The 12111-nt window shown below is 61.7% G+C and carries 11 protein-coding genes and 2 riboswitches; of the genes, 3 read left to right on the top strand and 8 right to left on the bottom strand.

The window, feature by feature from the left end; translation table 11 throughout:
• The first annotated feature begins 31 nt into the window (after positions 1–31).
• Positions 32–316: an acylphosphatase gene (locus AC3WVQ_RS27420; protein ID WP_034805532.1), complete on the top strand. Its 285-nt coding sequence runs from the start codon at positions 32–34 to the stop codon at positions 314–316.
• A gap of 30 nt (positions 317–346) precedes the next feature.
• Here the strand turns inward: AC3WVQ_RS27420 and AC3WVQ_RS27415 are convergent, their stop codons facing one another.
• Entirely contained in the window at positions 347–1015 is a 669-nt protein-coding gene (locus tag AC3WVQ_RS27415; RefSeq protein WP_492383266.1) for a TetR/AcrR family transcriptional regulator C-terminal domain-containing protein, read from the bottom strand.
• A 189-nt stretch (positions 1016–1204) separates the two neighbouring features.
• Between AC3WVQ_RS27415 and AC3WVQ_RS27410 the strand changes: the two genes are divergently transcribed.
• The gene (locus AC3WVQ_RS27410) at positions 1205–2401 is read left to right on the top strand and encodes a multidrug effflux MFS transporter (protein WP_492383265.1); all 1197 of its coding nucleotides are present in this window, start codon (positions 1205–1207) and stop codon (positions 2399–2401) included.
• Between the two features lie 79 nt (positions 2402–2480).
• On the opposite strand, the gene nrdF is transcribed toward AC3WVQ_RS27410, so the two are convergent.
• The 7 genes from nrdF to AC3WVQ_RS27375 all read right to left on the bottom strand — a co-directional run bounded on the left by nrdF (position 2481) and on the right by AC3WVQ_RS27375 (position 10992).
• Positions 2481–3455 carry a class 1b ribonucleoside-diphosphate reductase subunit beta gene (gene nrdF / locus AC3WVQ_RS27405; RefSeq protein WP_060601753.1) on the bottom strand — a complete coding sequence of 325 codons (975 nt, stop codon included), beginning with the start codon at positions 3453–3455 and terminating at the stop codon, positions 2481–2483.
• 129 nt (positions 3456–3584) lie between these two features.
• Positions 3585–5738: a class 1b ribonucleoside-diphosphate reductase subunit alpha gene (gene nrdE, locus AC3WVQ_RS27400; RefSeq protein ID WP_060601750.1), complete on the bottom strand. Its 2154-nt coding sequence runs from the start codon at positions 5736–5738 to the stop codon at positions 3585–3587.
• On the bottom strand, positions 5708–6124 hold the full coding sequence (gene nrdI / locus AC3WVQ_RS27395) for a class Ib ribonucleoside-diphosphate reductase assembly flavoprotein NrdI (protein ID WP_060521950.1): 417 nt from the start codon (positions 6122–6124) through the stop codon (positions 5708–5710). Before nrdI ends, nrdE begins: the two co-directional genes overlap by 31 nt.
• A gap of 12 nt (positions 6125–6136) precedes the next feature.
• Positions 6137–6358: a glutaredoxin-like protein NrdH gene (gene nrdH / locus AC3WVQ_RS27390; RefSeq protein ID WP_034805557.1), complete on the bottom strand. Its 222-nt coding sequence runs from the start codon at positions 6356–6358 to the stop codon at positions 6137–6139.
• A 388-nt stretch (positions 6359–6746) separates the two neighbouring features.
• Positions 6747–6972, bottom strand: a riboswitch (cobalamin riboswitch).
• Positions 6973–7122: 150 nt separating this feature from the next.
• Positions 7123–7923, bottom strand: coding sequence for an acyl-CoA thioesterase (locus AC3WVQ_RS27385; RefSeq protein WP_060581054.1), 801 nt, complete (start codon positions 7921–7923; stop codon positions 7123–7125).
• Complete coding sequence (gene metE, locus AC3WVQ_RS27380) at positions 7920–10274, bottom strand: 5-methyltetrahydropteroyltriglutamate--homocysteine S-methyltransferase (protein ID WP_492383264.1); 2355 nt, start codon at positions 10272–10274, stop codon at positions 7920–7922. Before metE ends, AC3WVQ_RS27385 begins: the two co-directional genes overlap by 4 nt.
• Before the next feature lie 100 nt (positions 10275–10374).
• Positions 10375–10593: riboswitch (cobalamin riboswitch) on the bottom strand.
• 18 nt (positions 10594–10611) lie between these two features.
• Positions 10612–10992, bottom strand: a complete 381-nt coding sequence (locus AC3WVQ_RS27375) for a hypothetical protein (protein WP_162731770.1) — start codon at positions 10990–10992, stop codon at positions 10612–10614.
• A 63-nt stretch (positions 10993–11055) separates the two neighbouring features.
• Between AC3WVQ_RS27375 and AC3WVQ_RS27370 the strand changes: the two genes are divergently transcribed.
• The gene (locus AC3WVQ_RS27370) at positions 11056–11982 is read left to right on the top strand and encodes a LysR substrate-binding domain-containing protein (protein ID WP_060581053.1); all 927 of its coding nucleotides are present in this window, start codon (positions 11056–11058) and stop codon (positions 11980–11982) included.
• The last annotated feature ends 129 nt before the right edge of the window (positions 11983–12111 follow it).

The following is a 12111-nucleotide window of genomic DNA, read 5'->3' as shown; positions in this document are numbered from 1 at the left end:
ATTTCATGACAAACGGCAAAGGAGACGAGCCATGGCTGAGACCGGCAAGACGGCGTTGGTCCGCATTCTCGGGCGGGTGCAAGGCGTCAGCTTCAGGGTCTGGACGCGTGACGAGGCGCGCAAGCTCGGTCTGGTGGGATGGGTTCGAAACGAGGCGGACGGGTCGGTAGCCGCCTTGATCAGCGGCCCGGAGGACGCGGTCACCCTTATGCTCGAGCGCCTGCATGACGGGCCGCCGGCGGCATGGGTTTCAAAGGTGGTTGCCGAATTTGTCGAGCCGCCTGAGCACGTCGGTGACTTTCGCATCACCAAATAGGCCGGGATTGGTTTTTGGCGCCGGTCGGCGTTAGCCTGCCGTAACCGCTGACGGCCGGCCATAGGCGCGCAGGAACGTCTTCACCGCCCTGCGGGCGCTGATCTCCAACTCTGCTTCGCTCGGCGTTTCACCGAAGAGCCCACCCATCTGCAGGTCGGCCTTGATCAGTGCGATGAACTGGCGCGCCGCGAGGTCGAAATCGTCGATGTCGAGCGGTGCGATGTGGGCAAGGCGCGCAAACAGCGCCGCCAGCGCCCGATCGGTCTTGCCCGGTCCCTGCTCCCGCCAGAACTGGAAGAGATGCGGATAGCGGTTGCCCTCGGTCGAGATCAGCTTCTGGATGAACTTGGCGTCCTGGTTGCAATTGCAGTTCTTGTTGAGGCGCACGGCAAATTCGGCCAGGTCTTCCTCGAGGTTATCGGCGTTCTCGGGAAAGGTCGCGAGGATGGAGAAAAGCACGCCGTTCACGCGATCCATGATGTCTTGGATCACCGCCATGAACAGCGTCTCTTTCTCGCGGTAGTGATTGTAGATGGTCTGACGCGAGACACCCGCCGCGACGGCGATCTCGTCGATGCTGGCGCCGGAAAAGCCTTCCCGACAGAAAACATCGGCCGCGGCCTCCAGGATCGAGAGGCGTTTCGCGAATTGCCCTTTCTGGGGGCGAGCGTCAGCCGAGGCCAAATCAAATTTCTTCATGGACCGAAGATAGGCGCCATTGACGATTTAGACAATGCTGTCTAATTTGACATGTGTGTCCAAATTAATGGACGGAATAGTCAGCGCAGTATGCGTATCCCCAACGTTCGATCCTGGCACGACGATGTCTTTGAGTTTCAATCCGGGCGGCAGCGATTTCGGCGCCGCGATTTCTGAAAGTTCATTGCCATGACAACGTCCTTCCTCCGCACGGCGATCGTGCTCGGCCTGATCTCGGCGATCGGCCCCTTTGCAATCGACATGTACCTGCCGGCCCTGCCGTCGATCGGCAAGGACCTGACGGCCGAAAACGGCGTGGTGCAGTTCAGCCTGCTGGCGTTCTTCATCTCCTTTGCCATCTCGCAGCTTGTCTATGGGCCCCTCTCCGATATCTGGGGCCGCAAGGCGCCGCTCTATCTCGGCATCGGCCTCTTCACCGTCGCCAGCATCGGCTGCGCGCTTTCGACCGACATCGAAACCCTGATCGCCTTCCGCTTCCTGCAAGGGATCGGCGGTGCCGCCGGCATGGTCATTCCGCGCGCCGTGGTGCGCGACATGCACACGGGCGTCCAGGCTGCGCGGCTGATGTCGATGCTGATGCTGGTCTTCAGCGTTTCGCCGATCCTGGCGCCGCTTGCCGGCAGCGCCGTCATCGGCTTCTACGGTTGGCGCGGCGTGTTCTATGCGGTGACCATCGCCGCCTTCATCGGCCTGATCCTGCTCTCGACGCAATTGCAGGAAACCCGGCCGAAGAAGGATCGTGCCGACAGCAGTATCGCAAGTGCGCTTGCCGCCTATCGCCTGCTTCTCTCCGACCGCAATTTCCTGACGCTCACCTTCATCGGCGGCCTCGGCATTTCCGGGTTCCTGGTCTATCTCGCCAATTCGCCCTTCGTGCTGATCGACCATTATGGGCTGACGCCGACTGAGTACAGCATTGCCTTTTCGATCAATGCCGTGTCGTTCTTCGCTGTGTCGCAGGCGACCGGCTGGCTCGGCGAGCGCTTCGGCCTGGTGCGGGTCATGCATCTTGCCGTCGGCGCGTTCGCGCTGACCACGCTCACGATGTTCATCGTCATGAGCCTCGGTTTCAACCAGTTGCCTGTCATGGCCGCGTTCCTCTTCGTCGGCTATGGCGTGCTCGGCCTGGTTATCCCGACCTCGGCGGTGCTGGCGCTTGAAGACCACGGCGAGATCGCCGGCACGGCCTCGGCACTGATGGGTACGCTGCACTTCGTCACCGCCGCCGTCGCCATGGTGGTTGCGACTATCTTCTTCGACGGAACGGCCCTACCGATGGCCGGCGCGATCGCCGCTTGCGCCCTTGCCGCCTTCCTGCTGACGCAAGCAACGATCGGCCGCAGCCGGGTGGTCGCGGCAGAGTAGGCGCTGCTATTGCTGAACAAAGGCCGGCGAGGGCGTCCTCGCCGGCCTTTGTTGTCAGGTATGACCGAATGGACCGTCCTTAAAAATTCCAGTCCTCGTCCTCGGTCGCCACAGCCTTGCCGATAACGTAGGACGAACCGGAACCGGAGAAGAAGTCGTGGTTCTCGTCGGCATTCGGCGAAAGCGCCGAGAGAATGGCCGGGTTGACCTTGCAGGCTTCCGCCGGAAACAGCGCCTCGTAGCCGAGGTTCATCAGCGCCTTGTTGGCGTTGTAGTGCAGGAACTTCTTCACGTCTTCGGTCAGGCCGACGCCGTCATAGAGCGCCTCGGTGTATTTCGCTTCGTTGTCGTAGAGTTCGAGCAGCAAGTCGAAGGCGAAAACCTTGATCTCCTGGCGGCGTTCCTCGCTCAAGCGCTCCAGCGCGCGCTGGAACTTGTAGCCGATGTAATAGCCGTGCACCGCCTCGTCGCGAATGATCAGCCGGATCATGTCGGCGGTGTTGGTGAGCTTGGCGCGGCTCGACCAGTACATCGGCAGATAGAAGCCGGAATAGAACAGGAAGCTTTCGAGAAAGACGCTCGCGACCTTCTTCTTCAAGGGATCGCCGGAGGCATACTCCGCCATGATCAGCGCCGACTTCTTCTGCAGGAACTCGTTCTCTTCCGACCAGCGATAGGCGTCATCGACATCGGGTGTCAGGCAGAGCGTCGAGAAGATCGAGGAATAGGAGCGGGCATGCACCGCCTCCATGAAGGAGATGTTGGAAAGCACCGCCTCCTCATGTGGGGTGGCCGCATCTTCCATCAGTCGGACGGCGCCGACGCCGTTCTGGATCGTGTCGAGCAAGGTGAGGCCGGTGAAGACGCGGATGGTGAGTGTCTGCTCCTCCGGCTTCAGCGTTGCCCAGGAGGGAATGTCGTTGGAAAGCGGCACCTTCTCCGGCAGCCAGAAATTGCCGGTCAGACGGTTCCAGACCTCCAGGTCCTTGTCGTCTTCGATGCGGTTCCAGTTGATGGCGCGGATGCGGCTTGCGGGTTTGGTGTGCATGTTCATGTCGTTGAACCTTTGTGATCGTGTATGCCTCATCGCGCGGTGAGGGGGTGCCCCTCATCCGCCTGCCGGCACCTTCTCCCCGCTTGCGGGGAGAGGGCTAGGATGAGGGGCCGTTACTGGAATGCGAGGTTACAGCGCGCAGGAAACGCAGCCCTGGACCTGCGTACCCTCGAGCGCCATCTGCCGAAGGCGGATGTAGTAGATGGTCTTGATGCCCTTCTTCCAGGCATGGATCTGAGCACGGTTGATGTCGCGGGTCGTTGCCGTGTCGCGGAAGAACAGGGTCAGCGACAGGCCCTGGTCGACGTGCTGGGTGGCGGCCGCATAGGTGTCGATGATCTTCTCCGGCCCGATCTCGTAGGCGTCCTGGTAATATTCGAGATTGTCGTTGGTCATGAAGGCGGCCGGATAGTAGACGCGGCCGATCTTGCCTTCCTTGCGGATCTCGATCTTCGAGACGATCGGATGGATCGAGGAAGTGGAGTGGTTGATGTAGGAGATCGAACCGGTCGGCGGCACGGCCTGGAGGTTCTGGTTGTAAAGGCCGCCAGCTATCACCGCCCGTTTCAACTCCAGCCAGTCTTCCTGAGTCGGGATCGAGATGCCGGCTTCCTCGAACAGGCCCTTCACCTTTTCGGTCGCCGGCAGCCATTCGGCTTCGGTGTATTTGTCGAAATAATCACCCGACGCGTATTTCGAGTTTTCGAAGCCGGCAAAGTTCTTGCCCTTCTCGACCGCCAGCCGGTTCGACGCGCGGATGGCGTGATAGGTCACCGTGTAGAAATAGATGTTGGTGAAATCGATGCCTTCCTCGGAGCCGTAGTAGATGCGCTCGCGGGCGAGATAGCCGTGCAGGTTCATCTGCCCGAGGCCGATCGCGTGGCTGTCGTCGTTGCCCTTTTCGATCGAGGGCACGGACGAGATGTGGCTCATTTCGGAGACGGCGGTGAGGGCGCGGATCGAGGTCTCGATCGTCTGGCCGAAATCCGGGCTGTCCATCGCAGCCGCAATGTTCAGCGAACCGAGATTGCAGGAGATGTCCTTGCCCATGTGCTTGTAGGAGAGGTCGTCGTTGAACGCGCTCGCTTCGCTCACCTGCAGGATTTCCGAGCAGAGATTGCTCATGGTGATGCGCCCGGCGATCGGGTTTGCCCGGTTCACCGTGTCCTCGAACATGATGTAGGGATAACCGCTCTCGAACTGGATCTCGGCGATGATCTGGAAGAAGTCGCGCGCCTTGATCTTGCGCTTGCGGATGCGGGCATCCTCGACCATCTCGCGGTACTTCTCGGTCACCGAAATCTCGGTGAGGGGCACGCCATAGACCTGCTCCACGTCATAGGGTGAGAACAGATACATGTCCTCGTTGTTGCGGGCGAGCTCGAAGGTGATGTCGGGGATGACGACGCCGAGCGACAGCGTCTTGATGCGGATCTTCTCGTCGGCGTTTTCGCGCTTGGTATCGAGGAAGCGCATGATGTCGGGGTGGTGGGCGTGCAGGTAGACAGCACCGGCTCCCTGGCGCGCGCCGAGTTGGTTGGCGTAAGAGAAACTGTCTTCGAGCAGCTTCATGACCGGGATGACGCCGGATGACTGGTTCTCGATCTGCTTGATCGGCGCGCCCATCTCGCGGATGTTGGTGAGCGACAGCGCCACGCCGCCACCGCGCTTGGAAAGCTGCAGCGCCGAATTGATGGCGCGGCCGATACTCTCCATGTTGTCCTCGATCCGGAGCAGAAAGCAGGAGACGAGCTCGCCGCGGCTCTTCTTGCCGGCGTTGAGGAAAGTCGGCGTTGCCGGCTGGAAGCGGCCGGAGATGATCTCGTCGACGAGATCGCGGGCAAGCCCCTCGTTGCCGCGCGCCAAGGCCATCGCCACCATGCAGACACGGTCTTCGTAGCGTTCCAGGTAGCGCTTTCCGTCGAAGGTCTTCAGCGTATAGGACGTGTAGTATTTGAACGCCCCGAGGAAGGTCGGAAAGCGGAACTTCTTTGAATAGGCATGATCGTAGAGATCGCGCACGAAGTTGAAGGAATACTGGTCCAGCACTTCCTGCTCGTAATAGCCCTCGGTCACCAGATAATCGAGTTTTTCCCGGAGGTTATGGAAGAACACCGTGTTCTGATTGACGTGCTGGAGGAAGTACTGTTTCGCCGCCTGCCGGTCCTTGTCGAGCTGGATCCGTCCCTCTTCGTCATAGAGGTTCAGCATTGCGTTCAGCGCATGATAGTCGAGCGCTGCTTCCGTCGCCTTCAAGGGGCGTTCGAGTGTCGTGACGTCCAAAATCGTTCCATCCCGTTTTTGACATTGGCGACGTCCTCGTCGGTCCCGAGCAGCTCGAACCGGTAGAGATAGGGTACCCGGCACTTGGCCGAAATCACGTCGCCGGCGATCCCGTAGGTCGCGCCGAAATTGCTGTTGCCCGCTGCGATCACGCCGCGGATGTGAGAGCGGTTGCCCGCGTCGTTCAAGAAGCGGATGACCTGCTTCGGCACCGCCCCGCGGCCATCGTCGCCGCAATAGGTCGGCACGATCAGCACATAGGGCTCTGCGACCGTAAGTGCGTCCATACCTTCCCTGAGCGGTATGCGGGCGGCGCGAAGGCCGAGCTTTTCGACGAAGCGATGGGTGTTTTCCGAGCGACTGGAAAAATAGACGATCAGGCCCATCGCCCGCGTCCTTCAGGAAAGCGCGCTGATCATGTCCGGGCGGAAACCCGCCCAATGCCGCTCGCCGGCGACGACGACCGGGACCTGCCGATAGCCAAGACCCTGCACCAGCGCGAATGCATCGGAATCCTCGGAGATATCGACGATGCGATAATCGATGCCTTGGCGGTCGAGCGCACGGGTTGTGGCGGTGCATTGGACGCAGGCTGGTTTGCTGTAGACGGTGATCGACATGGGTTCCTCGTGAGGGTCTGGCAAATGGGCGCAAAAAATCGTCGGATCGCGCGAACGCGAACCGTGGTGTTGGCGATTGGACACGAAACATCGCTCCCCGGTCGACTCGACCGGAGTTGACGTCGTCAAGCTGGCCCAAGGTCGGTTACGCAACCGGGCCGGCTCGTTTTGGTCGGGCGCTCAGGAATTCCGCGGATGCGGGTTTTCAAGGCGCGGCCTTTCGATCAGGCGCGCAACAACGCGCACCCGTCCGCAGAAGGTGGATCTGAACTGGAAGAAACTGGCATGACTTCACCCCGAAGCTTTCGACGGGCTGCCGGGGAGACGTCGAGACGATCGGGCAGGCTCATCCTGCCACGCACTCAACCCCTCCGGACACCCCGCCCGTGGACGTTTGGTGATCGAGGCAGGTCTCCTGGCTTACGGGTCAAAGCTTCCATCCCGACCTTCCCGAGGCCTCATGCCTCAGTGGTCCAAATCCGGACAGTCGCTCGCCGTCTACAGTTGCGGGGGCAGCTACGGCATAGCCTCAGCGGAAACTCGCCGGCGCACCGTATTCCCGTCTTAGCTCCCAATCCTTGCGAATCGGAAGAACCTCGAACACTAGATATAGTAGTTCATCGCAAATCTGCGTCAATAGGTTCCGTATGTGGAAGGCGGGGGTAGGAGGGTGGTTTCTTTTGCAGTGTGGATAACGGGGAGTAAACAGCCGGTTGGCACCAAGGTTGTGGATAGGGCGCCCCTGGTGCGGACGCCCCATTCCATCAAGCAGCGAAAGCGGCCACGGGCCGGTTGTCCTCGTCGACGGCGACCATAGCGAACGTTCCGGTAACAGTCCGCTGTCGCAGACCGGTGAGGAGCTCTTCCGACCAGAGTTCGACCTCGACGGCGGCTGAACTGCGACCCGTCCGCACAATGCGGGCGATGGGTTCGATGATCGAACCGATCATGATCCGGTGCTTGAAGTCCATACCGGTGCAGGAGGCAAGGACGGTCGCCCGGCGGCTCCGGCGCGTCGCGACGACGAATGCGGCCTTCGTCATATGCGCGAGGGCGTTGCCACCGCATATGGCGCCGAAGCTGTTGGCCTGGCCGGGAAAGACGATGTCGACCATGCGTAGGGTGCCCGCCTCTTCGGGCGTGTCCGTTGCCACATCGAGCGGCGGCAGCATCCAATCCGTTTCATCGGCACGGGGCATCGCGACCATGGTGAAGGTGCCCCTGCTGCAAAGGGCGCGGCTGCCGGTGGCGATGTCTTCCGCGATCATCTCGACCTCGACCACCATCGAGCGGCGCCCGACACGAACCGGACGGCCGCTGAAGCAGACGATCTGACCTATGCGCGCAGGCGCACGAAAATCGATGCGGTCGCAGGATGCGGTGACGAAGGGAACGCGCGCGTGGCGGGTGGCGACGATGAAAGCGATCCGGTCCATCGACGCGAGGGCGGCGCCACCAAAGAGCGTGCCATGGTGATTGGTATCGCCTGGAAAAACGATGTCGATCAGGGTTTGTGGCGCCGGGGTTTCCCCCGGCGCCATCGTGACTTCGTGTTGCCCCGTCATGCTTTGACGGCTTCGCGCGTATCGGCGGCAAAAGCCGCTCGAAGCGAGCGGGCGGCGGCGACCATGTTAACGAGCGCCGGCCGCGTCTCTTCCCAGCGCCTGGTCTTCAGTCCGCAATCGGGATTGACCCAGATCTGGTCCGGCGTGAGGCCCTCGGTCGCTTTTTCGATGAGATGCACCATTTCCTCGACGCCGGGCACGCGTGGTGAATGGATGTCGTAGACGCCCGGGCCGATCTCGTTCGGATAGGCCTCGTCGGTGAAGGCGCCGAGCAGTTCCATCTTCGATCGCGACGTCTCGATCGACATGACGTCGGCGTCCATCGCCGCGATTGCGGCCATGATGTCGTTGAACTCGGAGTAGCACATATGGGTGTGGATCTGGGTCGCATCGCCCACCCCGGCTGCACTGAGACGGAAGCACTCCACCGCCCAGTCGAGATAGGCCTTGCGATCGGCATTTCGCAGCGGCAGGCCTTCGCGCAGTGCCGGTTCGTCGATCTGGATGATGGCGATGCCGGCCGCCTCGAGATCCGACACTTCATCGCGCAGTGCTAGCGCGATCTGCCGGCACACCACGGAACGTGGCAGGTCGTCACGAACGAAGGACCACAGCAGCATGGTGACCGGACCCGTCAGCATGCCCTTGACCGGGCGATCGGTCAGCGACTGCGCGAAGGTCGCCCACTCGACCGTCATCGGGTTTGGTCGCGAAACGTCGCCGAAGATAACAGGCGGACGCACGCAGCGCGATCCGTAGCTCTGCACCCAGCCGCTCTGGGTGAAGGCGTAGCCCGAGAGCTGCTCGCCAAAATACTGCACCATGTCGTTGCGCTCGAACTCGCCGTGAACGAGTACGTCGATGCCGACCTCTTCCTGCCAGCGCACCGCCACTTCGGTCTCTCGGCGAAGATAGGCGGTGTAGTCGACATAGCTGAGTTCGCCTTTCGCATGCAGTGAACGGGCCTGCCGAACCTCCGATGTCTGTGGGAAGGATCCGATCGTCGTTGTCGGGAAGAGCGGCAATGACAGCTTCTTCGCCTGCAGTGCCCGGCGGCCCGCGAACGGGGACTGCCGCTCGCTGTCCGCATCCGTCAGCGCTTTCAAGCGCCCGGCGACCAGAGGATCATGGATCCTGAGTGAGGTGAGCCTCGCCTGGGCGGACGCGATCGAGGCGGCGAAAACGTGCTCGGAAATGGCAAGCCCCGGCTCGAAGGCGCTGGCAAGCAGGCTGAGTTCGTCGAGTTTCTGCGTACCGAAGGCGAGCCAGGAGGAAAGTTCCGGATCAAGCGCACGCTCCAGCTCGAGATCGATCGGCACGTGCAGGAGTGAGCATGAAGGTGCGAGCTCGATGCGGTCGCGGCCGTGGGCCGAAGTCAGAGGCTGCAGCCGGCGGAACAGGCTGGCCAGATCGGTCCGCCAGATGTTGCGGCCGTCGATGACCCCGAGCGATAGGACCCGGTCCGCCGGAGCCGATTGGATGAGCGTGTCGATCTGCTGCGGCGCGCGCACGAGATCGACATGCAGTCCATCGACCGGCAGCGCCAACGCCGTTGCCGTGTTGTCGCCGATCGAGCCGAAATAGGTCGCCAGCATGATCTTGAGTCCGGGCACGTCGGTGTCGAACGTGCGATAGGCGAGGTCGAGGGCGCGACGAACCTTGTCCGCGAGATCGAGCGCCAGGCAAGGCTCGTCGATCTGTACCCAATCGGCGCCGGCGTCAGCAAGCTCCGCCAGGACCCTCACGTAAACGGGCAGGAGCCGTTCGATCAGATCGACCGGATCGAAGTCGCCGCCCTTCGATTTGCCGAGCTTCAGCAGTGTCACCGGGCCGATGAGCACCGGGCGTGTGCGATAGCCGAGGGCTTGAGCTTCCTGGAAGGCTTCCAGCGGCCGATTGTGGGTGAGCTCGAAGCGCTGATCCCTGTCGAACTCGGGCACCATGTAGTGATAGTTGGTGTCGAACCACTTTGTCATTTCGAGCGCGGGAGTGCCGCTGCTGCTTCCCGAATGGGTGCAGCCGGCGGCGCAGGGCGTTCCGGCCGAGCCGCGCGCCATGGCAAAATAGGTGTCGAGATCGACCGGGCCGCCCGTCCGGCCATAGGCCGGCGGGATTGCGCCGACAAGCACGGCGGCATCGAGCACGTGGTCGTAGAAGGAGAAGTCGTTGGAGGGGATGATGTCGATGCCGCGCGTTTTCTGCGCGGCCCAGTTTTCAGCGCGGAGCTTGGCTCCGGTATCGAGAAGTTCGCCGCGGCTGGCCTTTCCGGCCCAATAGCGTTCGAGCGCGAATTTCAATTCGCGACGGCGGCCGATGCGCGGGAAACCGAGATTGGCAGTCTTGATGGTCATTTCCTTACCCCGAAGGTTATGGGCAAGGCTTGAATGCGACGCAGCCGCGGCGCGAGAGCGATCCCGCGTCCTCAACGCGCCTCATCGGACACCCCGCCCGTGGACGTTGTTCATCGCGGCAGGTCTCCTGGCTTGCGGGTCGTCGCGGACCGTTCCGTCTTCCCGAGGCGTCTCCCTCAGTGACATCTTCGAACGGCCGCTCTCCGCTTACAGTTGCGGGGGCAGCTCCGGCATGGGCGCTTGTCTGGCGCCGCACCGAATTCCCTCTTAGCTCCGTCCCTCCAAAGGCGGGCGAAGAACCACGATGGGGCGACAATGCCCTGTCCCGAGCTTTTCGTCAATCGCATAAAGAAATGCTTATGTCTTTATTCTCTCCCGCCGCCGCCCGCGGCGAGACAATGGCAGGACGAGGTCTTTCCATTGCTTTCCGCTCACGGGACGGTTGCGGTTTGGTCGAAGCGTCCTCCTCCGGCCACTGCCACGGATCCGCCGCGTCGCCAACGCGCGCGCGGATATGCTCTTGATCTCGCGTCAGGCCGATATCCCGGAGTTGGAACTCGTTGAACGTGTCGATGGCAACCGGAGGGTTGAGGGTCTTATCGGCCCAGTTCAGGACATGGTAAATCGTTGATCGCACTGCGCTAAGCATTGCTATCCTCACTTCTTTCAAGGGCGTGTGTTCGCGAAAAAAAGTGAGGGTTTTTGCCGTTTCGCGCAAAGCGATTTCTCGCATGCTGGCATAAAGAATGCTTATCTCAGTTCCATGAGCAAGATTCCTCCCATGAGTGCGGTGCGCGCCTTTGAGGCCGCCGCCAGGCACCTGAGTTTCACCCGCGCCGCCGAAGAGCTCGGCATGACGCAGGCGGCCGTCAGCTATCAGATCCGGCTGTTGGAAGATCGCATCGGCGCGCCGCTGTTCGTTCGGCTTCCGCGCGAGGTGCGATTGACCGGCGCCGGGCGGCAGCTAGCGCCGAAGGTGACCGAAGCGATCGATCTCTTAGGGGCGGCTTTCTCGGAGATCGCCGACAAGACCGAACATCACCTGCACATCTCGGTGCTGCCAACCGTCGTGTCGAGCTGGCTCGGTCAGCGCCTCGCGTCGTTTCAGACCGCGCATCCCAACATCAGCATCAGGGTGCACATGTCGACCGAGTTGGTCGATTTCAAACGTGACGCCATCGATCTCGCGGTGCGCAGCGGCGCCGGCGACTGGCCGGGCAACGATGTCTTTCCCTTGTTTCCGCTCGATTACGTGCCTGTCTGCACGCCATCCTTCCTGGAAAAGTACCAGCTCAAGGAGCCCGCGGACGTTCTGAGAGTCCGGCGTTTCGGCAACGCCAGCTGGTGGCGGCGGTGGATGATCGAAACCGGCGTCGAGCCGCCGGCAAGCAATGGCACCGAATTGATCTTCGACGTGCAGGCGATGGATGTCGCCACAATCCTTGCGGATCACGGCATTGCGATTGCCGTCTCGACCTTCCTGATGGATGAACTGAAGAGCGGCAGGCTCATCCGGCCGTTCGAGCATGTGGTGCGCGACGGCCGCGCCTATTGGCTCGTCTATCCGCAAAGCACCAGGCGGCAGAAGAAGATCCAGGCCTTTCGCGACTGGGTCGTCGCCGAGGCCGATGCGTCGAACGCCATGCTTTCGACCGTGATGGAGCAATCCTGTCCGGCGTCGCGTCGGACCGACCGCGGCGCAATGTAGAGACACAACGGGGCCTACTCGGCCCGTCGGTCTTCTGAAGATGACGCTTTCATGGAGAAACTGAAAATCAGCTGAGAACGGCTGTTACCAAACTGACATGGCGGCTCCCTAAAGACTGCGGCCAACCGC

The organism is Ensifer sp. EB106-05-01-XG146 (assembly GCF_058791875.1).
The sequence above is the reverse complement of the archived record's forward strand: the minus strand, read 5'-3'. Positions and strand labels throughout refer to the sequence as shown.

Excerpts from the sequence above, each read along its gene's own strand:
- AC3WVQ_RS27420 (WP_034805532.1), top strand. The coding sequence starts at position 32 with ATGGCTGAGACCGGCAAGACGGCGTTGGTCCGCATTCTCGGGCGGGTG.
- AC3WVQ_RS27370 (WP_060581053.1), top strand. The coding sequence starts at position 11,056 with ATGAGTGCGGTGCGCGCCTTTGAGGCCGCCGCCAGGCACCTGAGTTTC.
- nrdI (WP_060521950.1), bottom strand. The coding sequence starts at position 6,124 with ATGGGCCTGATCGTCTATTTTTCCAGTCGCTCGGAAAACACCCATCGC.
- metE (WP_492383264.1), bottom strand. The coding sequence starts at position 10,274 with ATGACCATCAAGACTGCCAATCTCGGTTTCCCGCGCATCGGCCGCCGT.
- AC3WVQ_RS27415 (WP_492383266.1), bottom strand. The coding sequence starts at position 1,015 with ATGAAGAAATTTGATTTGGCCTCGGCTGACGCTCGCCCCCAGAAAGGG.
- AC3WVQ_RS27385 (WP_060581054.1), bottom strand. The coding sequence starts at position 7,923 with ATGACGGGGCAACACGAAGTCACGATGGCGCCGGGGGAAACCCCGGCG.
- nrdH (WP_034805557.1), bottom strand. The coding sequence starts at position 6,358 with ATGTCGATCACCGTCTACAGCAAACCAGCCTGCGTCCAATGCACCGCC.
- nrdF (WP_060601753.1), bottom strand. The coding sequence starts at position 3,455 with ATGAACATGCACACCAAACCCGCAAGCCGCATCCGCGCCATCAACTGG.
- AC3WVQ_RS27410 (WP_492383265.1), top strand. The coding sequence starts at position 1,205 with ATGACAACGTCCTTCCTCCGCACGGCGATCGTGCTCGGCCTGATCTCG.